This window comes from Kluyvera sp. NPDC087067 (assembly GCF_044745165.1).
Taxonomy (GTDB): Bacteria; Pseudomonadota; Gammaproteobacteria; order Enterobacterales; family Enterobacteriaceae; genus Kluyvera.
Genome location: NZ_JBIUZS010000001.1, coordinates 749,038 through 770,822 on the forward strand (window position 1 = coordinate 749,038; position 21,785 = coordinate 770,822).

General features: G+C 53.3%; 23 protein-coding genes. 10 read left to right on the forward strand and 13 right to left on the reverse strand.

Going from position 1 to position 21,785, the window contains the following annotated elements:
- Window positions 1-2: 2 nt before the first annotated feature.
- Genes nikE through nikA form a run of 5 tightly spaced genes read right to left on the reverse strand, consistent with a single transcriptional unit; the run spans window position 3 to window position 4,921 of the window.
- Window positions 3-800, reverse strand: coding sequence for a nickel import ATP-binding protein NikE (gene nikE, locus ACIPDS_RS03630; RefSeq protein ID WP_400732677.1), 798 nt, complete (start codon window positions 798-800; stop codon window positions 3-5).
- Window positions 797-1,561: a nickel import ATP-binding protein NikD gene (nikD, locus tag ACIPDS_RS03635; RefSeq protein ID WP_400732679.1), complete on the reverse strand. Its 765-nt coding sequence runs from the start codon at window positions 1,559-1,561 to the stop codon at window positions 797-799. The genes nikE and nikD overlap by 4 nt, the downstream gene beginning before the upstream one ends.
- Entirely contained in the window at window positions 1,561-2,394 is an 834-nt protein-coding gene (gene nikC / locus ACIPDS_RS03640) for a nickel ABC transporter permease subunit NikC (RefSeq protein WP_400732681.1), read from the reverse strand. The genes nikD and nikC overlap by 1 nt, the downstream gene beginning before the upstream one ends.
- Window positions 2,391-3,335: a nickel ABC transporter permease subunit NikB gene (gene nikB, locus ACIPDS_RS03645; protein ID WP_400732683.1), complete on the reverse strand. Its 945-nt coding sequence runs from the start codon at window positions 3,333-3,335 to the stop codon at window positions 2,391-2,393. Before nikB ends, nikC begins: the two co-directional genes overlap by 4 nt.
- A complete protein-coding gene (nikA, locus tag ACIPDS_RS03650) occupies window positions 3,335-4,921 on the reverse strand; it encodes a nickel ABC transporter substrate-binding protein (RefSeq protein WP_400733449.1) in 1,587 nt (528 codons plus the stop codon). Before nikA ends, nikB begins: the two co-directional genes overlap by 1 nt.
- 176 nt (window positions 4,922-5,097) lie before the next feature.
- On the opposite strand from nikA, the gene ACIPDS_RS03655 reads away from it, so the two are divergent.
- Complete coding sequence (locus ACIPDS_RS03655) at window positions 5,098-5,433, forward strand: GlpM family protein (protein WP_153742960.1); 336 nt, start codon at window positions 5,098-5,100, stop codon at window positions 5,431-5,433.
- Here the strand turns inward: ACIPDS_RS03655 and folM are convergent.
- From folM to ydgH, 3 genes are all read right to left on the reverse strand, one after another.
- Window positions 5,430-6,152 carry a dihydromonapterin reductase gene (gene folM, locus ACIPDS_RS03660; RefSeq protein WP_400733452.1) on the reverse strand — a complete coding sequence of 241 codons (723 nt, stop codon included), beginning with the start codon at window positions 6,150-6,152 and terminating at the stop codon, window positions 5,430-5,432. The genes ACIPDS_RS03655 and folM overlap by 4 nt on opposite strands.
- 24 nt (window positions 6,153-6,176) lie before the next feature.
- Complete coding sequence (locus ACIPDS_RS03665) at window positions 6,177-7,559, reverse strand: amino acid permease (RefSeq protein WP_400732686.1); 1,383 nt, start codon at window positions 7,557-7,559, stop codon at window positions 6,177-6,179.
- Window positions 7,560-7,836: 277 nt separating this feature from the next.
- Complete coding sequence (gene ydgH, locus ACIPDS_RS03670) at window positions 7,837-8,787, reverse strand: DUF1471 family protein YdgH (protein ID WP_166513917.1); 951 nt, start codon at window positions 8,785-8,787, stop codon at window positions 7,837-7,839.
- A gap of 522 nt (window positions 8,788-9,309) precedes the next feature.
- Between ydgH and pntA the strand changes: the two genes are divergently transcribed.
- The 3 genes from pntA to ACIPDS_RS03685 all read left to right on the forward strand — a co-directional run bounded on the left by pntA (window position 9,310) and on the right by ACIPDS_RS03685 (window position 12,564).
- Complete coding sequence (gene pntA / locus ACIPDS_RS03675) at window positions 9,310-10,839, forward strand: Re/Si-specific NAD(P)(+) transhydrogenase subunit alpha (protein ID WP_400732688.1); 1,530 nt, start codon at window positions 9,310-9,312, stop codon at window positions 10,837-10,839.
- A gap of 10 nt (window positions 10,840-10,849) precedes the next feature.
- Window positions 10,850-12,238, forward strand: coding sequence for a Re/Si-specific NAD(P)(+) transhydrogenase subunit beta (pntB, locus tag ACIPDS_RS03680; protein WP_400732691.1), 1,389 nt, complete (start codon window positions 10,850-10,852; stop codon window positions 12,236-12,238).
- 137 nt (window positions 12,239-12,375) lie between these two features.
- A complete protein-coding gene (locus tag ACIPDS_RS03685; RefSeq protein WP_166513914.1) occupies window positions 12,376-12,564 on the forward strand; it encodes a YdiH family protein in 189 nt (62 codons plus the stop codon).
- Between the two features lie 133 nt (window positions 12,565-12,697).
- On the opposite strand, the gene ACIPDS_RS03690 is transcribed toward ACIPDS_RS03685, so the two are convergent.
- Genes ACIPDS_RS03690 through ACIPDS_RS03700 form a run of 3 tightly spaced genes read right to left on the reverse strand, consistent with a single transcriptional unit; the run spans window position 12,698 to window position 14,531 of the window.
- Window positions 12,698-13,366 carry an anti-sigma factor domain-containing protein gene (locus tag ACIPDS_RS03690; protein ID WP_400732694.1) on the reverse strand — a complete coding sequence of 223 codons (669 nt, stop codon included), beginning with the start codon at window positions 13,364-13,366 and terminating at the stop codon, window positions 12,698-12,700.
- Window positions 13,363-13,911, reverse strand: coding sequence for a sigma-70 family RNA polymerase sigma factor (locus ACIPDS_RS03695; RefSeq protein ID WP_400732696.1), 549 nt, complete (start codon window positions 13,909-13,911; stop codon window positions 13,363-13,365). The genes ACIPDS_RS03690 and ACIPDS_RS03695 overlap by 4 nt, the downstream gene beginning before the upstream one ends.
- A 59-nt stretch (window positions 13,912-13,970) precedes the next feature.
- A complete protein-coding gene (locus ACIPDS_RS03700) occupies window positions 13,971-14,531 on the reverse strand; it encodes a fasciclin domain-containing protein (RefSeq protein WP_400732698.1) in 561 nt (186 codons plus the stop codon).
- Between the two features lie 216 nt (window positions 14,532-14,747).
- Here ACIPDS_RS03700 and ACIPDS_RS03705 point away from each other — a divergent pair, with 216 nt between their 5' ends.
- The 4 genes from ACIPDS_RS03705 (at window position 14,748) to ACIPDS_RS03720 (ending at window position 18,586) form a co-directional block, all read left to right on the forward strand.
- The gene (locus tag ACIPDS_RS03705; protein WP_400732701.1) at window positions 14,748-16,160 is read left to right on the forward strand and encodes a PLP-dependent aminotransferase family protein; all 1,413 of its coding nucleotides are present in this window, start codon (window positions 14,748-14,750) and stop codon (window positions 16,158-16,160) included.
- 277 nt (window positions 16,161-16,437) lie between these two features.
- Window positions 16,438-17,862: an aminobutyraldehyde dehydrogenase gene (gene patD, locus ACIPDS_RS03710; RefSeq protein WP_400732704.1), complete on the forward strand. Its 1,425-nt coding sequence runs from the start codon at window positions 16,438-16,440 to the stop codon at window positions 17,860-17,862.
- A 111-nt stretch (window positions 17,863-17,973) separates the two neighbouring features.
- Entirely contained in the window at window positions 17,974-18,213 is a 240-nt protein-coding gene (locus tag ACIPDS_RS03715; RefSeq protein ID WP_400732706.1) for a hypothetical protein, read from the forward strand.
- 199 nt (window positions 18,214-18,412) lie between these two features.
- Window positions 18,413-18,586 carry a GhoT/OrtT family toxin gene (locus tag ACIPDS_RS03720; protein ID WP_166513907.1) on the forward strand — a complete coding sequence of 58 codons (174 nt, stop codon included), beginning with the start codon at window positions 18,413-18,415 and terminating at the stop codon, window positions 18,584-18,586.
- Between the two features lie 3 nt (window positions 18,587-18,589).
- On the opposite strand, the gene ACIPDS_RS03725 is transcribed toward ACIPDS_RS03720, so the two are convergent.
- The gene (locus tag ACIPDS_RS03725; RefSeq protein WP_166513906.1) at window positions 18,590-19,621 is read right to left on the reverse strand and encodes an AI-2E family transporter; all 1,032 of its coding nucleotides are present in this window, start codon (window positions 19,619-19,621) and stop codon (window positions 18,590-18,592) included.
- A gap of 403 nt (window positions 19,622-20,024) precedes the next feature.
- Here ACIPDS_RS03725 and mdtJ point away from each other — a divergent pair, with 403 nt between their 5' ends.
- Together mdtJ and mdtI are read left to right on the forward strand one after the other, a co-directional pair.
- Window positions 20,025-20,399 carry a multidrug/spermidine efflux SMR transporter subunit MdtJ gene (gene mdtJ / locus ACIPDS_RS03730; RefSeq protein ID WP_166513905.1) on the forward strand — a complete coding sequence of 125 codons (375 nt, stop codon included), beginning with the start codon at window positions 20,025-20,027 and terminating at the stop codon, window positions 20,397-20,399.
- The gene (gene mdtI / locus ACIPDS_RS03735; RefSeq protein ID WP_166513904.1) at window positions 20,386-20,715 is read left to right on the forward strand and encodes a multidrug/spermidine efflux SMR transporter subunit MdtI; all 330 of its coding nucleotides are present in this window, start codon (window positions 20,386-20,388) and stop codon (window positions 20,713-20,715) included. The genes mdtJ and mdtI overlap by 14 nt, the downstream gene beginning before the upstream one ends.
- Before the next feature lie 36 nt (window positions 20,716-20,751).
- On the opposite strand, the gene ACIPDS_RS03740 is transcribed toward mdtI, so the two are convergent.
- Entirely contained in the window at window positions 20,752-21,576 is an 825-nt protein-coding gene (locus tag ACIPDS_RS03740) for a serine protease (protein WP_166513903.1), read from the reverse strand.
- Window positions 21,577-21,785: the final 209 nt, after the last annotated feature.

Here is a 21,785-nt window from a genome sequence, read left to right on the forward strand (position 1 = left end):
GCTTAAACCTTATTTCGGCGCGCGGGGAAGGCGGGAAGTACCGCTTTTTGTAGCACACGACCGGCGTCGGAGGAAAAGGTTAATGTGTCACCTGGTGTGAGTGTCTCAACAATTTGTCCCTCGTCCATCACCATCACCCGCTGGCAAAAGCGTTCAACCAGACGTAAATCGTGGGTGATAAACAGGCAGGCGGTACCGAACTGCCGCTGGAGTTTTTTGAGTAAACGAATAACGCCTGCTTGCAACACCAGATCGAGATTCGACACTGCCTCATCGAGAATGAGCAGTTTAGGTTCCACGCTCATCGCGCGTGCCAGACACACGCGTTGCAGTTGTCCGCCGCTCAGTTGTGGTGGGCGTTTATCCAGCACGCTGTCGTCCAGCTCCACGGCTTTGAGCATTTCACTGGCTCGCGCTAATTGCTCCGCTTTTGGTAGCGACAAAAGGTGGCGCATCGGCTCGCGTAAAATCTCGCGCACGGTTTTACGCGGATTGACCGCGCTGATTGAATCCTGGAAAACCATCTGAATATCACGACGGAAGGCTTTTTGCTGTGCACTATTGAGTCGGGAAAGCGATTCGCCGCGCCAGCTGATGGTGCCCTGCGAGGGCAACTCCAGGCCGACCAGCAGGCGTGCCAGAGTACTTTTGCCGCAGCCGCTACGTCCTAAAAGCGCAACGCTTTCACCGGGCTGGAGTTCCAGGGAAATCTCTTTTAGCACCGCCTGGTGTTGAGGCTGCCCGTAAAGATTGCTGCGCGCATAATGATGGGAAAGCGCTGATACGCGAAGTAATGTCATAAGGTAAGCTCCATACCGTACAGCGCCAGATGTGCCGAGACCAGACGGCGAGTGACGGGATGTTGCGGTGCGCTGAAGACGGTGTCGACATCGGTAAGTTCGACAATATTGCCGCTATCCATCACCGCGACATCGTCAGCTAATCGCGCCACGACGCCCATATCATGCGTCACCAGCAGCATGCCGGGTGAACGTGTTTGCATAATGTTATCGAGCAAATCGAGAATCCGCGCCTGAGCGACCACATCCAGATCGGTGGTCGGCTCATCCGCGATGATAAACGGCGCATCGCACAATACCGCCATGGCGATCATCATGCGTTGCAGCATGCCGCCGCTCATTTCGAATGGATAGAGCTTTAACACCCGCGCCGCGTCGTCTAAGCCTACCGCGTTAAGCGCGGCTATGAGCGCGTGGTCGTCTGATGGCTTATCCAGTGCGTGGCAGGTTTCACGCGCATGTGCGGCCATCGTATGCAGGGGATTAAAGGCGCTGCGTGGGTTTTGCATAATCGTGGCGACGTTCACCCCGCGCAGGGACGCTGGTGAAACTGGCTCACCGTCCATCCGTATTTTTCCTGCGGACTGCCGGACACCTGCGGGTAAAATACCGAGCATGGCGGCGCAGGTCAGTGATTTTCCGCTGCCGCTGCCGCCCACCAACGCCAGTACGCGACCGCGCGTCAATCTGAGCGATACGCCGTCGACCAGCGGGCGTTCGGCATGCAAAACAAGATCTTGCAGTTCAATGTGTTGTGGCATCAGTGAGCATGCTCCGTGTCCAGATGCGGATCCAGATGATCGCGCAGGGCGTCGCCCAAAAGGTTAAACGCCATCACGCTAATAAACAGCGCCAGCCCCGGCCACAACATTTGCAGCGGCTGGGTCCAGATATACTGACGGGCGTCGTTAATCATCACGCCCCATTCAGCGGTGGGCGCCGTTACGCCGAGGCCAAGGAAAGACATGCCCGCCACGTGCAGCATCATATGGCCAATATCCAGCGTCGCCAGTACCAACAGTGAAGGAAGTACGGCACCGGCAAGATGATCGACAAACACACGCACATGGCCTGCGCCACACAAACGAGAGGCCAGCACAAATTCACGCTGACGTAGGGAGATAACCAGGCTGCGAACCATGCGCGCATACCAGGCCCAGTGCGACAGAGCGATGGCGATGATGACATTGGTCAGCCCGGTTCCAAGAACGCCAACCAGAAAAAAGGAGAGGATAGAGGTCGGGAAGGTCATAAACATATCGGCGACACGCATGGTGAGCTGATCGATGCGACCACCGAGAAGTCCGGCGCTACCGCCGATAATTAGCCCCAGCGCCAGCACTAACAGCAAGCAGGCCAGCACCGAGCCCAGCGAAACGCGCGTCGCTGCCAGCAGACGGGAGAAAATATCACGCCCCAGATGATCCGTTCCCAACCAGTGATGGCTATCGGGTGATAATAACCGTGACGGTAAATCAATCGCCTGCGGATCAAATGGCAGCCACCACTGCCCGGTGAGGGCAACAAGCGCCAGTAAGGTGATGATGATGAGGGCAAATTGCACGGACCCGCGCGCGGAGAGGAAAAATTTCACGAATGGGCTCCTTCATGACGGCGAATGCGTGGATCCAGCCCGGCGTTTAACACATCCACCAGCAGGTTACAGAACACAAACACCACCACCATCATCAGGGTAAAGCATTGAATAACCGGATAGTCCCGGTTAAATATGGCAGAGACGGCATAGCGCCCGACGCCCGGCCAGGCAAAGATATTTTCGATAATCATCGTGCCGCCAATCAGTTCGCCAATGTGCATGCCAACCGCGGTAATCATCGGCAGCGAAGCATTACGCAGAATATGGCGGCGTTCGGTTTGTTTGTCGCTTAAGCCGCGCAAGCGCGCCCAGGTGACATGCCGCTGCCCAGCCACCTCCAGCATACTGGCGCGCAGCAGACGGGCATTAATCGCAAGCGACATAAAGGCGATTGAAACTGCCGGTAAAACAATATGTTGCCAACCGCCATATCCCAGCGCGGGTAACCATCTCAGGTGTACGGAGAAAAACATCACCAGCAGGAAGGCCAACCAGAAATTGGGCATCGAAACACCAAGAAAGGCGATAACCCGCACCATAAAGTCGGGGAGCTGGTCACGGTGACGTGCCGCCCAAATACCCAGCGGGACGGAGGTCAGCAGGATCAGCACCAGGGCGGCACCGGCAAGCTCGAGGGTGGCGGGCAGGAAGGCCATTATGTCATCCAGCACCGGACGCTGTGTGGCGAAGGAGACGCCGAAATCCAGATGCAGCGCTTTCCATAACCAGCTGCCGAACTGCACGATAAGCGGTTTTTCCAGCCCAAGCATAATGCGCGTGGAAGCGAGCATATCCGGTGTGGGCGGAAGATTTGACAGGCGTAGGTAATCGAGTGCCGGGTCGCCCGTTCCCAGACGGAGCATCAGGAAGATGATTGCCGAAGCGGCGAAAATCATCGGAATGAGCAGCATGATTCGCCGCAAGATATAACGTAGCATCAGCGGGTTACCGGAGTTATCTGTTCGAAGGGAATATCAGAGGTGATGGGCGCGTAGGGAATCGATCCCAGCGCGGGTTTGGCCACGATCATCATCGACATATAGCTAATGGGCAGGTAAACCGCATCGTGATGTAAACGGGTCAGAATGTCGCGATACAGTGATTTGCGCACGGCCTCATCGGTGGTGGTCAGCACAACGCCAATCTCTTTATCGATAATAGCCTTATCCGCCAGACCCTGCTGCGCCTGATAATCCGCGTGTGAAGGCACGCGCATTGAGCTCATAAATGCATGCGGATCGTAGGGCGCGCCCCAGGTTCGCGAGAAAATCATGCCGAAGCGGCCATCCCGCATACGCGCATAAATACTGCTTTCTTCTTCGCCCACTAACGTGACATCGACGCCAATTTTGCGCATATCGGCCTGCACAATTTCCGCCATCGATTTGTTGAGCGCATCGGTGCCAATATACGCCAGCTCAATGTGTAGCGGTTTGCCCGCCTTTTCACGAATGTCTTTCCCGGCAGGGAGCGTCCAGCCGGCTTGTTCCAGCAGTTCGCTGGCGTGATGGGGATCGTATTGTCGAGGTTTAAGGCCAATATTGGCGTACGGCACTGACGGCGCAAACAGCGTATCGGCAACCTGCTGGGTGCCGTACAGCGCGTTGTCGATAAGGGATTTTTTATTAACTGAATAGTTCAGCGCTTCGCGTACTAACAGCTCGTTGGTCGGCACTTTGGCTGAGTTTAACGCCAGCATCACCGTTTCAACCGGAGCGGAAAGTTGGGTACGGTATTGAGGATTGTGGGTAAAGCGGGCGAAAGTATCGAGCGGCAGCAGGCCTTCATTACCGTACAGCAGGTCAATATCGCCGGTTTCAAACGCCACCGCACGCGTTGTGGGGTCGGGGATGACCTTGACCGTAATCTTCTGGATGGGCGGTTTTTCTCCCCAGTAGTGCTCGTTACGTACCAGTACATCGTACTGGTTGAGTTTCGAGTCTTGCAGCACCCATGGCCCGGTGCCAATCGGCGCTTTAATGCCGTTCATCGTGCCATTATTTTTAAACTGTGAGGGGGCGATAAAACGGAACGGGCGGGGCAACGCCAGCTCTTGCAGGAAAGGATAATAAGCCTCTTTCAGCGTGATTTGCAGTTCCGTTTTGCCAAGCACCTTGACGTCAACAATCTGATTAACCAGCTCCAGCCAGGCGTGGCGCTGTCGGTTATCTAGCACCGCGCGGAAGTTTTCCGCGGCCGCCTTCGCGTCAAAGATTTCGCCGTTGGAGAAGGTCACATCATCACGAAGTGTGAAACACCAGACTTTCCCGTCAGCCGAGTGGCTCCAGCTTTTTGCCAGCCACGGTTTGACCGTGCCATCGGCTTGATACTTCACCAGCGGTTCGTAAACCATGCTCTGGGCGAACATCTGGTTAGGCGTATAAAGGTGAGGATTTAAGGGCCCTACGTTAACCGGCCATGCGGTGGTGATTTCTGTCGGGGCGGAGGCATAAGCCAGGAGAGGGACGCAGGTTAGCAGCGCAAATAAGGTGCGGCGTAGTCTGGACAAAACGGTGGCCTTAATGATGGAGAGGTAAGACTAAATGAGTATGACGATTGTAAGGATTCATCATACCTATGGGTTGTGATGGATCAATTTTAGGGCCAATAAGTTAACGTGATGAATAGATGCTTTCTATTCATAAAGATAAGCGCTTCCGTTATGCTGGAACCACATGTTGTTTTTGAGTGAATAATGAAATGGGGTTGTTAATAAAGGCGCTGCTTGGCGCGCTGGTCGTGGTCCTAATAGGTGTGCTGGCGAAAACCAAAAACTATGCCATTGCCGGGCTTATCCCGCTATTCCCCACCTTTGCGCTCATCGCGCATTACATTGTCGCCAGCGAGCGAGGTACCGAGGCGCTGCGTGCCACCATCGTGTTTGGCATGTGGTCAATCATTCCGTACTTCCTCTACCTACTTTCCTTGTGGTACTTCACCGGCATGATGCGCTTGCCGATGGCGCTCGCAGGCGCGGTAGCCTGCTGGGGACTTAGCGCCTGGCTGCTGATTTTCCTGTGGGGACGTTTTCACTAAACCAGCGGTCGTCCGCCATCAACGGCGAACGTCCGCCCGGTGACGTAGCGGCTGCCGAGAATATAATTGACCAGATTGATGATCTCGTTTTCGCCGGCGACGGTTTTCATCAACGACTTATTGAGCGCTTTCTGGCGATATTCTTCATCATCGCTGTCGTTAAACATAACTAACGCGGGGGCAATGGCGTTGACCTTCACCTCTGGCGCCAGCTTGCGGGCAAACGAGCGGGTCATATTGTCGAGGGCGGCTTTACTGGCGGCGTAGGCAATGTGTTTGTCGCTGCCGCGCTCCACCACATAATCCGTAAAGTGGATAATATCGCCTTGCGCATGTCCTTGACCGCGCAACAAATCGTCCAGCGCATGGTTAAGCAAATAGGGCGCGTGAACGTGAATTTGCAACATCGCGTTCAGAACGTGGCTAAGCGAGGCGTTGGGGGTTTCCGCCACCCAGTCGCTGGCGTTATGAATAATGCCGCGCAGCCGGGGGGCGTGCGCTCTGACACTCTCGGCAAAGGCATTAATGCCTTCGTCGCTAGCGAAATCAGCCTGGATGCACACCGCGCCCGCTTCACGCAAAACGTCTATCGACGGGTACCAGGTGCGATAGCTCACCATCACCGGCTGCTGACGGCTGAGAAAATGATGGGCGAGGGCAAGGCCGATACGACGCGCGCCACCGGTAATCAGGATGGGAGGGGATTGCCTGTTTTCCATCATTATCTCCATATTGCCCACTCGTTACCTCACCAGCATCCACGTTGCGGGCACGGAGGCAATCAGAAGCAGACCAATCAAAGCCAGTTCGCGGCGCTTCAACAAAACGTTATCGTCATGAGTACGTCGTGCATAAATAAAGACTAATAATCCCGGCGCATACAGCACCACCGACAGCAGCAGATGCATTGGCCCGGAAGCATACAATAACCATAAGCCATAAATGCAGGCACCGACACCAATCACCTTATGCAGCGGGCGCTGAGCTATTTTCAATAAGAAGGCGCCAACGAGGAAATACGGCACCAGAATCATCTCGGAAGCAATGGTCAGCAGGGTATTGTAATCCGAACCGGTCAGCCAGATGAGCACCAGACTGGCCTGCACGCTAAGGTTGGTTAACCACAGTGAGGCAGACGGCGCGTTGTTGGCATTCTGACGGGCAAAAATACGCGGGAAGGCTTTGTGCGTTGCCGCCAGCAGCGGGACTTCCGCGGCCATAATGGTCCAGCTTAAGTAAGCGCCGCAGACGGAGACAATCAGCCCGGCGGCAATCACAATCTCGCCCCAGGAGCCCATCATCCGTACCATAATTCCGGCCATGGAGGGATTGCGCATTTCCGCAAGCTCGGGACGCGCCACCACGCCCAGCGACAGCAATGTGACCAGCAGATAGACGCTTAACGCGGAGATAACCGCCAGCAGGGTCGCGCGGCCAACATCTTTTTTGTGACGCGCTCGCGCGGAAACCACGACTGCGCCTTCCACGCCGATAAACACCCACAAGGTGATGAGCATGGTATTTTTCACCTGCTCCCATACCGGCACGCCTAACTCGAGGCCGTGGAAATCAAGGGTAAAGACATCGCTGTTAAAGGCGATTGCCGCCAGGACGATAAAAAGCCCAAGCGGCACGAGCTTCGCAAGCGTCGCTGCCAGATTAATACTGGCGGCGGTCTGCACCCCGCGCAACACCAGAAAATGCACCACCCACAGCAGCACCGAAGCGCCGACAATTGATTGCCAGGTATTTCCGTCGCCGAATAGGCGCAGTTCCGGGGTGTCGGTAAAGAAACTTAGGGCCGAGAAAACGATCACCAGATAGGAGACGTTAGCAATAACCGCACAAAGCCAGTAACCCCACGCCGAGCAAAAACCAACCAGTTCGCCAAAGCCTTCGCGCGCATAGGTGAAAATGCCACCGTCCAGATCGGGACGAATGCGGGTCAGCACCAGCATGGCGATAGCGAGAAAGAGAATGCCGACGCCGGTAATCGCCCAGCCAATCAGCAGTGCGGCGGGGCTGGCAACCTGCGCCATGTTTTGTGGAAGGCTAAAAACGCCTGCGCCGAGCATAGAACTCAGAACCAAAGCCGTCAGGGCGCTAAGCCCTAATTTCTTTTCCATGTGATTCCTGTCGTGGAAAGAGAAGAAGGAGAATATTTATTTGGCGAAATCGCATAAACATGGGGGATTGCGCTGAGGCGGCGATTTTACGGAGAGCGATGCATACATGCAACAATGTATGGCGGAAAGGCGTAAAAAAGGCGGCGAGTGTCGCCTTAACGTTCGATGCTTCCCCGGAGTCGGCTTACGCCTCGTCCGGGCTACCGGTTTGTGTAGGCCGGATAAGGCGTAGCCGCCATCCGGCAATCTGCACAAATGTGCCTTGGCGTCGAACAGATTACTTATACAAATCTGCGCTGATAGTGACGTTACCGCCACGTTCCTGCCACTGACGCGTAATGTGGTAGTACTTCGCACCTTTCTTCGCAGCGCGCTTCGCCACCTGGTAGGACACTTCGGTCATGTTGCCGTAGTTACCGGTGAACTTGATGCTGTCGAAAGGAATCATCTGCGCAGCGGCAGCTTTGTTCAGTTCTTCAACTTTAGTACCGTTCGGTAACGTGACGCTGTAACGTCCACCTTTCGACGACTGAGTTTCATAGAACAGGCCGACGCCGGTGCCAGCACCCACTGCGGAAGAGCTTGCTACGCCTGGGATCTCAACCTGTTTAGCCGCTTCACCGCCTTCAGCTAACGCTTTACGGCCAGCCTCGGAATTCGCAGGAATTGCATCAGCGCTTTGCAGAACGCGTTTTTTCGCATCGGCTTTATAGATATACGCGGTGACGCGCTGGTTGCCGCCGTCGTTGGCATCAACCTGACGCACGATAAAGAAGGAAGCCGCTCCTTTCGCCTTCGCCGCTTTGGTGATGGCATCGTTAACATCTGGCTGGCTGCGATAGAAGCCCTGCACGGTCACGGTGTCAAAAGGAACTAACGCCACGGCCTGGTCTTTTGGTAACTCCATCACGCCGTTGATCACGCGGTTTTTCGGAGCTTCGGCTTTGGCGGCATCCTCTTTATAGAAATCTGCCGTAACGCGCCAGTTGCCGCTGTTACCGTAGTCTGAGGTGTCGACCACGTAAAAAGAGGCTGCGCCTTCTTTGTCTGCTTTGCGGGACATGGCCTGCACGGCATCGCCAATGGCGGTAAAACGACCGGTGATGACAACGCGGTCATAAGGTTTCAGTGCGGACGCTTGCTCCGGGGTCAGCTCAGTGGCTGCATGAGCGGACATCGCCGCGGCACACAACATGGCGGACACGAGGAGGGTGTTCTTAAGCTTCATAAAAATAATCCTTCGCCTTGCGCAAACCAAATTCGGGAAATGTTAATTATGGGAAAACGTCTGATTATGGCATTGAAACGATGCAACTGTCTGCGTCATTTTTAATGTCAGATGCGAACCCAGTGACGGTTTTGAATAACTTTTCCTGATATGTTGAAAAAACGGGCGCTTGACCACTAAAAGCGGTCAACCATATGACTTTTTTAAGTTAATGGGATGTTAATTTGCCGATCGCGCCCGCGAAAAATCATGTTTTCCCGAGCTGAGGAAGCGAATTATGAGGCTCGCTAAGCAAATCGGGGTAAATATCGCTGTTTGTAGCCCGCTGAACTCATTATTTGGCAGTTAATGCAAAAATAGTATTTTTTGGCGCTAGATCACAGTCGGTATTTTCAGTAGGTTATAGTCAGTTTGTTACTGTTTTATTTATTCAGGTTGTTCGCCTGTTAGATGCAACGGGTCAGGCGCAACATGCTGGCAAATGGCAAACCATCATATAAGAACCGATGGAAGGGAATAGTTATGCGTATTGGTGTACCAAAAGAGAGGTGGGCCCAGGAAACGCGGGTCGCAGCGACGCCGAAAACGGTAGAGCAGCTGCTTAAACTCGGTTTTAGCGTGGCAATTGAGACTGGCGCTGGAAAGCTCGCCAGTTTTGATGACGATGCATTTGTGCAGGCTGGCGCAGAAATTGTCTCAGGCGAAGCCGTCTGGCAATCCGATGTTATCCTGAAAGTGAACGCGCCGCTGGATGAAGAGATCCCGAATCTCAATCCCGGCACGACGTTAATCAGCTTCATTTGGCCGGCGCAAAACGCCGAGCTGATGGCAAAACTTGCCGCGCGCCAAATCAACGTGATGGCAATGGACTCGGTGCCGCGCATCTCCCGCGCCCAGTCGCTGGATGCGTTAAGCTCAATGGCGAATATCGCCGGCTATCGCGCCATTGTTGAAGCGGCCCATGAATTTGGTCGCTTCTTCACCGGCCAAATTACCGCCGCCGGGAAGGTTCCGCCAGCCAAAGTGATGGTTATTGGTGCGGGCGTCGCGGGGCTTGCGGCAATCGGTGCGGCAAACAGCCTCGGAGCTATCGTGCGCGCGTTCGATACCCGTCCAGAAGTGAAAGAACAGGTGCAGAGTATGGGCGCCGAGTTCCTTGAGCTGGATTTTAAAGAAGAGGCCGGTAGCGGCGACGGTTACGCGAAAGTGATGTCCGAAGCGTTTATCGCCGCAGAAATGGCGCTGTTTGCCGCTCAGGCAAAAGAGGTCGATATCATCGTCACCACGGCGCTTATCCCGGGTAAACCGGCACCGAAGCTTATCACCCGTGAAATGGTAGATTCGATGACGCCGGGCAGCGTGATTGTCGATCTGGCGGCGCAAAACGGCGGTAACTGCGAATATACCGTGGCGAATGAAATCATCACCACCGCCAGCGGCGTGAAGGTGATTGGTTATACCGACCTGGCCGGTCGTCTGCCAACGCAGTCATCCCAGCTCTACGGCACCAACCTGGTTAACCTGCTGAAATTGCTGTGCAAAGAAAAAGACGGCACCGTCACTATTGATTTTGACGATGTGGTTGTGCGCGGCGTGACGGTGATCCGTGAGGGTGAAGTCACCTGGCCTGCGCCACCGATTCAGGTTTCGGCACAGCCACAGGCGGCACCAAAAGCGGTTGAAACGCCAAAAGAAGCGGAAAAACCGGCTTCCTCGTGGCGCAAATATGCGCTGATGGCGCTGGCAATCATTCTGTTCGGTTGGCTGGCAAACGTCGCACCTAAAGAGTTCCTCGGTCACTTTACGGTCTTTGCGCTCTCCTGCGTGGTGGGTTACTACGTGGTGTGGAACGTTTCGCATGCGCTGCATACGCCGCTGATGTCGGTCACCAATGCCATTTCCGGCATTATCGTGGTGGGCGCGCTGCTGCAAATTGGCCACGGCGGCTGGGTTAGCTTCCTGAGTTTTATCGCGGTACTGATCGCCAGCATCAATATTTTTGGTGGTTTCACCGTCACTCAGCGCATGCTGAAAATGTTCCGCAAAGGATAAGGGGTAACAAATGTCTGGTGGATTAGTGACTGCTGCATACATTGTTGCCGCGATCTTATTTATTTGTAGTCTGGCAGGGCTGTCAAAACACGAAACGTCCCAACGTGGTAACTACTTCGGTATTGCCGGGATGGCGATTGCCTTAATTGCGACCATTTTGGGGCCGGATAGCCACAGTGTAGGTTGGATCCTGCTGGCGATGGTTATCGGCGGCGCAATCGGTATTCGTCTGGCGAAGAAAGTTGAAATGACCGAAATGCCGGAGCTGGTTGCGATTCTGCACAGCTTTGTCGGTCTGGCGGCGGTGCTGGTGGGCTTTAACAGCTATCTGCAACATGAAACCGGTATGGATCCGATTCTGGTCAATATTCATCTGACCGAAGTGTTCCTCGGGATCTTCATCGGCGCGGTAACCTTTACCGGCTCCGTTGTGGCGTTCGGCAAACTGTGCGGCAAGATGTCCTCCAAGCCGCTGATGCTGCCAAACCGTCATAAGCTGAACCTGGCGGCACTGGTGGTTTCTCTGCTGCTGCTGATCGCCTTTGTGCGCACCGACAGCACGGCGACGCAGGTACTGTGTCTGCTGATCATGACCGTTATCGCGCTGGCCTTCGGCTGGCACCTGGTGGCGTCTATCGGCGGCGCGGATATGCCGGTGGTGGTTTCCATGCTGAACTCCTACTCCGGTTGGGCTGCGGCAGCGGCGGGCTTTATGCTCAGCAACGACCTGCTGATCGTGACCGGTGCGCTGGTGGGTTCTTCAGGGGCCATCCTGTCGTACATCATGTGTAAAGCGATGAACCGCTCCTTCTTCAGCGTAATCGCCGGTGGCTTTGGTACCGACGGTTCCTCAGCGGGAGGTGACGAAGAAGTCGGCGAGCACCGTGAAATCAGTGCCGAAGAGACCGCAGAAATGCTCAAGGATTCGCACTCGGTCATCATCACCCCAGGCTACGGCATGGCGGTGGCACAGGCGCAGTATCCGGTTGCTGAAATCACTGAGAAACTGCGCGCGCGCGGCATCAAGGTGCGTTTCGGTATTCACCCGGTTGCCGGGCGTCTGCCGGGCCATATGAACGTGCTGCTGGCAGAAGCGAAGGTTCCTTACGATATCGTGCTGGAAATGGATGAAATCAACGATGACTTCTCCGATACCGACACCGTGCTGGTTATCGGCGCGAACGATACCGTAAACCCTGCGGCGCTGGACGATCCGAAAAGCCCAATCGCCGGGATGCCGGTGCTGGAAGTGTGGAAGGCGCAGAACGTTATTGTCTTTAAACGCTCGATGAATACCGGTTACGCCGGGGTGCAGAACCCGCTGTTCTTTAAAGAGAATACGCAGATGCTGTTCGGCGATGCGAAGGCAAGCGTCGACGCCATTCTGAAAGCGCTGTAAATTTTACACGCGAGACGATAAACCGCCGGGGATTTTATCCCGGCGGTTTTTTATTGGCTGGCGTTTGCTTTTGGTCAAAAAATAATCAGCAAGGCGTGTTATACTGGGTTTTAGTCGTCCACACCTAAGAGGAAGTTATGGAAACCTTGTTTACACCTGCACAGCTGGCCATCGAATATCTCCGCCGTGAAACCACACCCTTAAGCCCCGCTCAGTATCTCAAACGTGTTAAACAGCTTGAGTTAGAATTTGCCGATCTGATGTCGCTGTCCTCCATTGAGCTTAAAGAAGAGATCGATTTTGCCTGGCGTCTTGGGCTCCACTGATATTTCTGCAAAAACCACGTCATTGCGTCATGCGCTAACCGCGCTTTAAACGGATGATGTCGCAGTTCGTTCGCTTAAGGATCCAGAGTGAACGAACTTAGTTTCTCCCGCATAACCCTTCGACCCGTACTCACTATCCCGGCAAATCGACTTTTCCGACGAACAACACCGGCCCTGAAGGCCCTTTAAGCCTGGAACCGCCAACCGGTTCGAGACTTATTGCAAGCGTGCTCTGGTTATCCACTAGCCCGGCGGGGAGCTGGAATTCGTTGTGTTCCTGATGCGTAATCAGCCCTATAGAGTGCGGCGGATTATTGCCTTTAATCAGCCATAATTGCAGGTTTTTGGCTTCGGGAAGCGTCGTGTTCAACGCCACCACCTGCATCATCCGCGCTGATTTATCGAGGCTTACCACAAATTGTGAATTCGATTGGCTGCCGCTGAGGATGGCAATCGGCCGCAGGGAAGATGGCGTATCGGGTTTTTGTAGATAGGTGAGAACCAGTACTCCAGCGAGTGCCGCGGCCATTGCCCAACCCAGCCACATAGAAGGGCGCAATTTTGCCGTCGGTGATTTTTGTCGCTGAATTTTTTGCGCGATTTTTTGCCATATTTCGGGGGAAGGTACGCTTTCCGGCGTAATCGCATCCACACCGCTAAACGCAGTTTGCCAGTGCCAGACCTGCTTCGCAAAGGCTTCGTCTTCGTTAAGCCGCTTGTCGAGATGCTGGCGAGTTTGTTCATCCACCAGCCCAAGCACATATTCTGCGGCTAAAATGGCATCCGTATTGTGTGTGTTCATAAGCCGATGCACTCCCTGAGATGGATAAGCGCACGGCGGATCCAACTCTTGACGGTACCTTCAGGCTGGTTCAACGAAAGCGCAATTTCTGTTTGAGACAGCCCGCGATAATAGGCCAGAGCGATGCTTTGACGCTGTTCTGCCGGAAGATGCTCCATGCAATGATGCAGTTTCTTCGCTTCGGGATGAAAGTCGTCCTCAGCTAAAGGTGCGCGCAACATGTCTTCCGCCTCGCTAATCTCCTCGACGGAGCAACACCGATTGTCATGCTTACGCAGATAATCGATCGCGCGGTTTCTGGCGATATGGTTAAGCCAGATTTGCGGTTCGCTACGTTTGTCGTCGTAGTAGAGTGCAGACTGCCAGATGTGAATGAACGTATCGTGAAGGATCTCTTCAGCCCAGTCACGCCGCCTGACAATCCGCAAAATAATCCCGAATAATCGGGGTGATATTGTTTTATACAGCAGTTCCAGAGCCTGTTTATCGCCACAGGCAATCTGGCTCATTAAGCCTGCATGGATATGCGCTGAGTTAATTGTCATCGGTGTCCCTAAAAGGTGCAGCCACCGGACAGGTGGCTGAACACAGTATAGGTAACAATTTACGGCATCAGCACGGTATCAATAACGTCAATAACGCCATTGCTCTGATTAACATCATAAGTACTGATATTCGCGATATTGCCGCGAGCATCCTTCAGCTGGATGTTGTGCGGGCCGTTTGCCATAATCCATAGCGCTTCGCCATTGACCGTTTTCAGTTCTGCTTTCCCTCCGCCCGCCTTAATTTTCTGTTGCAGGGCTTTCATATCGTATTTCCCGGCGACCACGTGATAGGTTAATACGGCCGTTAATTTTTGTTTATTTTCAGGTTTAAGCAGCGAGTCTACGGTGCCTGGAGGCAGTTTCTCAAACGCGGTATTGGTTGGCGCGAAAACGGTAAAGGGGCCTTTTCCTTCCAGCGTTGAGACCAGACCTGCGGCTTTCACCGCGGCAACCAAGGTCGTGTGATCTTTTGAATTCAGCGCATTTTGCACAATATTTTTAGACGGATACATTGCCGCTCCGCCCACCATGACGGTGCTATTGTCCATTGTTGCCGCGTGGGTTGCACCGCTGATGACCAGTGCAGAGAAAAGAAGTGATGGCAGTATTTTTTTCATTTTCATTTCCTCATAAGGTTTTTCGGGAAGGGCTTCATACGCCCTCATGAAGTAATACGATTGAGCAAAGAAAACGGATGCAAAAAAAAGAGAATATTTTTTTGTTTGCCTCGAATACTGAGGTTAAGGCGTAAACTCATATCAGTTACATAAAAATGCATAATTTTTAACGCTGATATAATATAGCGGCGACCAAGCACGTAACCGGGAAACGCCATGAAAAAGTACCAGCAGCTCGCCCAGCAGATGACGGAACAGATTGCCCACGGGGTATGGCAACCGGGTGATAAGCTCCCCTCGCTTCGTGAGCAGGTGGTGAACAGTGGGATGAGTTTTATGACCGTCAGCCATGCGTATCAGCTTCTGGAGAGCCAGGGGCGAATCGTGGCGCGGCCTCAGTCCGGTTACTATGTGGCCCCGCGAATGGTGGCAACGCGGCAAACCGCCGCACCTGCACAGGTGATGCCGGATAACGCCGTTGATATCAACACCTATATTTTCGAAGTCCTGCAGGCCAGCCGCAATGCTGCCGTCCTGCCGTTTGCCTCCGCGTTTCCCGACCCCAAATTATTTCCCTTACCGCAACTTAACCGTTCGCTGGCCCAGGTGAGTAAAACCGCTACCGCAATGAGCGTGATTGAGAATCTGCCGCCGGGCAACGATGAGCTGCGCCATGCGATTGCGCGCCGCTATGCCTTGCAGGGGATGACCATCTCCCCGGATGAGATTGTGATCACCGCCGGGGCGCTGGAAGCGCTGAACCTGAGCCTGCAAGCGGTAACTGAACCGGGCGACTGGGTTATCGTTGAAAATCCGTGTTTCTACGGCGCATTACAGGCGCTGGAACGTCTGAGGCTGAAAGCCTTGTCGGTGGCAACCGATGTGAAGGAGGGCATCGATCTCGATGCGTTAGTCCAGGCGCTGCAAACCTATCCGGTGAAAGCCTGCTGGCTGATGACCAATAGCCAGAATCCGCTCGGTTTTACCCTTACGCCTGAAAAGAAAGCCCGGTTAATAGACACTCTAAGCGAGCACAACGTGACGTTGATTGAAGATGACGTTTACAGCGAACTCTATTTTGGCCGCGAAAAACCGTTGCCCGCGAAGGCGTGGGACAAGACCGATATGACGCTGCATTGCAGTTCATTTTCAAAATGCCTGGTGCCGGGATTTCGTATCGGCTGGGTCGCGGCGGGCAAACATGCGCGGCGCATTCAGCATTTACAGCTAATGAGTACGTTGTCGACCAGTTCACCGATGCAGCTGGCGCTGGTGGATTATCTGGCGACTAAACGCTACGACGCCCATCTACGTCGTCTGCGCCGCCAACTGGCTGAGCGCAAACAGCTGGCCTGGCAGTCGCTGATGCGCTCTTTGCCGCCGGAAGTACAAATTCATCATAACGACAGCGGCTACTTTCTTTGGTTGGAACTCCCAGCGGGCATTGATGCGGGCCAACTAAGCGCCAGCGCGCTGGAGCACCACATCAGTATCGCGCCGGGAAAGATGTTCTCCACGACCGATAACTGGGCCTCCTTTTTCCGCTTTAACACTGCCTGGGGCTGGGGGGAAAGGGAAGATAAGGCCGTTGAAACGTTGGGGCATCTGATCCGTCAGCTTTTAAAGTAAGCAAAACCCTTCAAGTACTCCTCAGGCCATAGGAAATTTGCATAGTCCCTGTGGCCGATAACGCCTTGTCTATAATCCTGTTTATTCAGCTTCAACTGGACGTGCTTGCGGAATGCGCTGCTGGTCACAACCTGTACAAATTATTAACATCCGCACAGGTGGGACGCATGGCGCCGTCTATTTTTAAACAGGGTGATAATTGTACGGTGCGGCTGGCGCAACAAGACGACGGCCCCTCCACGGAAGTACGACGTTAAATATAAAACAGGATCATGCTATGCAACATAAGTTACTGATTAACGGTGAACTGGTGGCAGGTGAAGGCGAGTCACAGCCGGTGTATAACCCGGCAACCGGCGAGATCCTGCTCAATATTAGCGAAGCATCTGCCGCACAGGTTGATGCCGCGGTACATGCCGCTGACCGGGCGTTTGAGCAGTGGGGACATACCACGCCGAAACACCGTGCGGAGTGTTTATTAAAACTCGCCGACCTCATTGAACAACACGCGGAAACCTTTGCCAAACTGGAGTCGCTCAACTGCGGAAAACCGCTGCACTGTGTAATTAACGATGAAATTCCGGCCGTAGTCGATGTGTTCCGCTTTTTTGCCGGAGCGGCACGCTGCTTAAATGGGCTGGCGGCCGGCGAATATCTTGAAGGGCACACCTCGATGATTCGACGTGACCCGGTGGGCGTCGTGGCGTCCATTGCCCCGTGGAATTACCCACTGATGATGGCGGCGTGGAAGCTGGCTCCGGCCCTGGCAGCGGGCAACTGCGTGGTGATTAAGCCATCAGAAATTACCCCGCTCACCGTGTTGAAACTGGCCGAACTGGCGAAAGATATCTTTCCAGCAGGCGTACTCAATGTGGTGTTTGGCCGAGGCAAAACTGTCGGTGATCCATTAACCGGGCATTGCCTGGTGCGGATGGTGTCGTTAACCGGTTCTATTGCCACCGGGGAGCATATTATTGCCCACACGGCGCCATCAATAAAACGGACGCATATGGAACTGGGCGGCAAAGCGCCGGTGATTGTGTTCGATGATGCCGATATTGATGCCGTCGTCGAAGGCGTCAGAACGTTTGGCTATTACAACGCAGGTCAGGATTGTACCGCCGCTTGCCGTATCTACGCGCAGAAGAAGGTTTATGACAAGCTGGTGGAAAAATTAGGTGCCGCCGTTGCCAGTATCAAGCTCGGCGCGCCAGAGGATCCGACAACGGAACTGGGGCCACTCAGCTCACAGGCGCACCTTGCACGGGTTAGCGAGGCGGTAACCCGTGCAAAATTGCTGGCGCATATCAAGGTGGTGACCGGGGGCGAGAAAGTTGAGGGGAAGGGCTATTACTTCCAACCGACGCTGCTCGCGGGAGCACGTCAGGAGGACGATATTGTGCAGCGTGAAGTGTTTGGCCCAGTCGTTAGCGTCACCGTCTTTGAGGATGAAGATCAAGTGCTGGCCTGGGCTAACGATTCCCAGTACGGCCTGGCCTCGTCAATATGGACGCAGGATGTTGGGCGTGCGCATCGCCTGAGCGCCCGCCTGCAATATGGCTGCACGTGGGTGAATACCCATTTCATGTTGGTCAGCGAAATGCCTCACGGCGGGCAAAAGCTGTCAGGTTATGGCAAGGATATGTCGGTATATGGGCTTGAGGATTATACCGTGGTTCGCCATGTCATGGTAAAGCACTAATTACCCCCTTCGCGGTAGGCATTCTGCCTGCCGCGCGCCGCCTCTTTTTTGACATGCCGGGAACAACGTGCGAGGATCCGCGCCGTTGAAAAACTGAGCATAGTTAGAGTCATGAATAAAAGTCTGATTTTTACCACGGTATTAATTGCGGCAGCCATTGGCATTGGTACGTGGTTTTCGGTGAGTCGTATTGCAACCTGCGATGGCAATAGTCGCCAGCTCACGGCAGCCTGTCTGGCCCAAGCCTGGGATGCTGAAAAGGTCAATCTGGTTCCCCAGTACGATCCAAACCATTATGTCAGCGACCCAACCGCCGACAGCATCTTTGCCGCTTCCAAAGTAAAACGCTAAGCGTAAGACAAATCACAGAATTAATGGCTGAAACGGCCTAACCTGGCTTTGCCTTTAATTATTCACACAATCAATTTATGAGAGAGTAAATTGATTGTGTGCTGGATTGTTTCGAGCGAAAAGCGGCGAAAAACTTGATGTGCGTCAAAAAACGTAGCATATTGCGCGGCTTTAACGATCAATTAGAAGGATTGAATTGGTGACGCTGTATCAGCATATGCTCATCTTCTACGCCGTGATGAGTGTCATTTGCGCCTTTATCACCTGGTTTCTTACCAAGGAAAGCCCCACAATTCGCTTTATTGCCGCGTTGTTGATTGGCGCCACATGGCCATTTAGTTTCCCCGTGGCGCTGTTACTGTCGTTATTCTGATCTTTATTTGCTCAGATCGCTTAGCAAAATAGCGATACTTTTGCCGCCTTCCGTTTGCTCAAGCGCAATTTTGACGATGATGGTTAACGGAACGGACAGTAACATTCCTACCGGCCCTAGCAGCCACCCCCAGAAAATCAGTGATAAAAATACCACCAGCGTTGAGAGTCCAAGACCGCGCCCCATGATGCGAGGCTCGAGAATGTTGCCAAAAACAAGGTTTATCACCAGATACCCCGCAAGTACGATAAGGGCGTCGTAAAAGCCGCTAAACACCAGCACCTGAAGAATAGGGGGGATCGCTGCCAGCACTGAGCCGATATTGGGAATGTAGTTTAGGGCGAAGGCTAAAAGCCCCCAGATAAAGGCGAAACGGACGTCCAGCAGTTCCAGCATGCCCCAGGCGACTAAACCGGTTACCAGACTGATAGCCGTTTTCAGCACCAGATAGTGCGATACGCTATCGAGCGCGCGCTGAATGGCCGCCATTCCTTCGATGGGGCGAGACATAATCTGCTGCAATTTTGACGGCAGCTGCGGCACTTCAAGCAGCATAAAGACGACGGTTAACAGCAGCAAAAAGATTGACGACATGGCGTTTGACAGCTGAGTTAACAGGCGGGAAACCAGCGTCATAGCGGCGTTAGGATCGATATATTTGATTAACTCGTCAGGACTGACGCCGATGCCGAAACGTTGCATCCAGGGCTGCAGGTTATATAACGGCTCTGCAAGCGAAGAACGGTATTGCGGCAGGGTGCGCGTCAGTTCGTTAAGCGAGGTTCCAAGTGAGGCGAGCAGCAGAACGACGGCCAAAATGATGACGCCTATCAGCAGTGAAATGGCCAGCACGCGGGGGACTCGCCAACGTACCAACAGCATCACCACAGGATTGAGGATCACGGCGATAAACAGCGCCAGCACGAACGGCACGATGATATCGGCGGCGAAGCGGATACCCGTCAGAATGATCACCAGCATGCCCAGCATGATGACAAGTTTTAATCCATTAAGCGTAATCACAGGCCTGGACATGTTAAGTTAACTCCACCAAAATCTATTATGGCTATCATAATTGGGTTTTTACCGATAATACATGCATTCATATCAAACAACATTGGTAAAGATTTGAAAACATTTTGAGATATTTCGACATCTATGCTAGAAATTAGCTGTGTTTAACTACTGAGGACAATTTTATTCCGCAACGATGAGAAGCAATACCGCGGATAATTGTAATTTTATGGACAATATGTTCAGGTTCTACCGTTCTACTAAACCTTCTGTTTTCCCTTCCTTTTCTGCCTTCTGTGGTGAGCAGCACTGGCGCAACGCGCTTTAGTCTCCTTCTTCGTTTGAGCTAAATTTTAATCATTTTTTATCGGTTTGCGTTTCTCGCAAACTGCGATGGATTATATTCTCATGCAGGAGAAGCACCATGTTTTATTGGATTTTATTAGCCCTCGCCATTGTTGCTGAAATTACAGGTACATTGTCTATGAAATGGGCAAGTGTAAGTGATGGCAGTACCGGTTTTATTTTGATGTTGGCGATGATCGCGCTGTCTTATATTTTCCTTTCGTTTGCAATTAAAAAGATCGCCCTTGGCGTAGCCTATGCGCTATGGGAAGGGATCGGCATTTTGCTGATTACTTTGTTCAGCGTTTTATTGTTCGATGAAAGTCTGACGGTGATGAAAGTCGCGGGTTTGCTGACGCTGGTGGCCGGGATCGTGCTGATTAAATCAGGCACCCGCAAAGCGCCAACCAAACGCAACGCCATGAATAAAGAGGTGGACCATGCAACAGTTTGAGTGGGTTCACGGCGCGTGGCTGGCAGGCTCCATTGTCCTGGAAATTGTCGCTAATATTTTCCTTAAATTCTCGGACGGCTTCCGTCGTAAAGTGTATGGCGTGCTGTCGCTGGTGGCCGTCCTGGCCGCGTTTAGCGCGCTGTCGCAGGCGGTAAAAGGTATCGATCTTTCGGTCGCTTATGCTATCTGGGGGGGATTCGGTGTCGCTGCGACGCTTGCGGCGGGGTGGATCCTTTTTGGCCAACGCTTAAATAAAAAGGGTTGGTTCGGTTTGGGTCTGCTTTTGGTTGGAATGGTACTGATTAAGCTCGCATGATGCGATCGCTGCCCGAGATATCGGGCAGCAACAACGTTAATTTCCCGCCGCTAATGCTTCCAGTTTGTCACGAAAACCGGTCACCGATATCGCGCGGTTATCCGCTCGCCAGCGATCTTTTGCCGCTGGCGCCGAGCTTTGCACCGCAATAACCTGCCAGCCGGTGTCGGTTTTCAGCAGTAGCGGGGAACCGCTATCACCGGGCAGCGTATCGCACTGATGTGAAAGCACCGAAGTTTGCGCCCAGCCGGTCACCACACAGTTCTGGTGGCTGTACAGTGATTCCAGATGATCGACCGGGTAACCTGACTGCGTGACTTTGCGGTCAGCTTGTTTGAGCGCCGCGGTAAGATCCGCTTTATCGCCGCTAAATAATGGAATGGGCGTGATACCGGAAGGCGGGTAGCGCAATACAATCAGCCCAAAATCCCACGGTGCGGCGGATGCGGGAACAATCCAGCCATCACCATCGGGTTTCAATCGCTTGCCTAAAGAGGCATCAACCCGTCCTTCAATGCCATGAATTTCATATCGCCAGATACCTTTTTGCGAAATAAAACGCAGCGCGACGGCTTTATCCAGCTTACCGCGCGGAGGTTCCAGCAGACAATGCCCGGCGGTCAACGCCAGGTTGGGGGAAATCAACGTCGCAGTGCAAAGATTGCCGCTGGCGGTTTCCAGCTGCCCAATCGCATCCCACGGGGACTGTGTTGGATTATCAACCAGCACACGTTCATCCTGCCCAAAGAACAAGGTTTTGATCTCTTTTGCGCTGATGTCGCTATCACCATCATCAGCGTGCGCAAATACAGGTAGTACGGACAACGATCCCAGTAAACAACACACAAAGGCTGTACGCATATCACTCTCTGAAGGGGCAATTATGATTATAAAAGAAATACCCAATGAGACTACTATAGACGGGAGGAATGGAAAGTGGGAGCAAAATCAGCGAACTACGCTCAGTAAAAGAAAAACTGCGTGGCAACAAGCGCACAGACGATAAGTAAAGCCAGGATGAGCTCAAAACGATAGCGCCGCATCATGATTGCTCTCCAGGAAAAAATCGG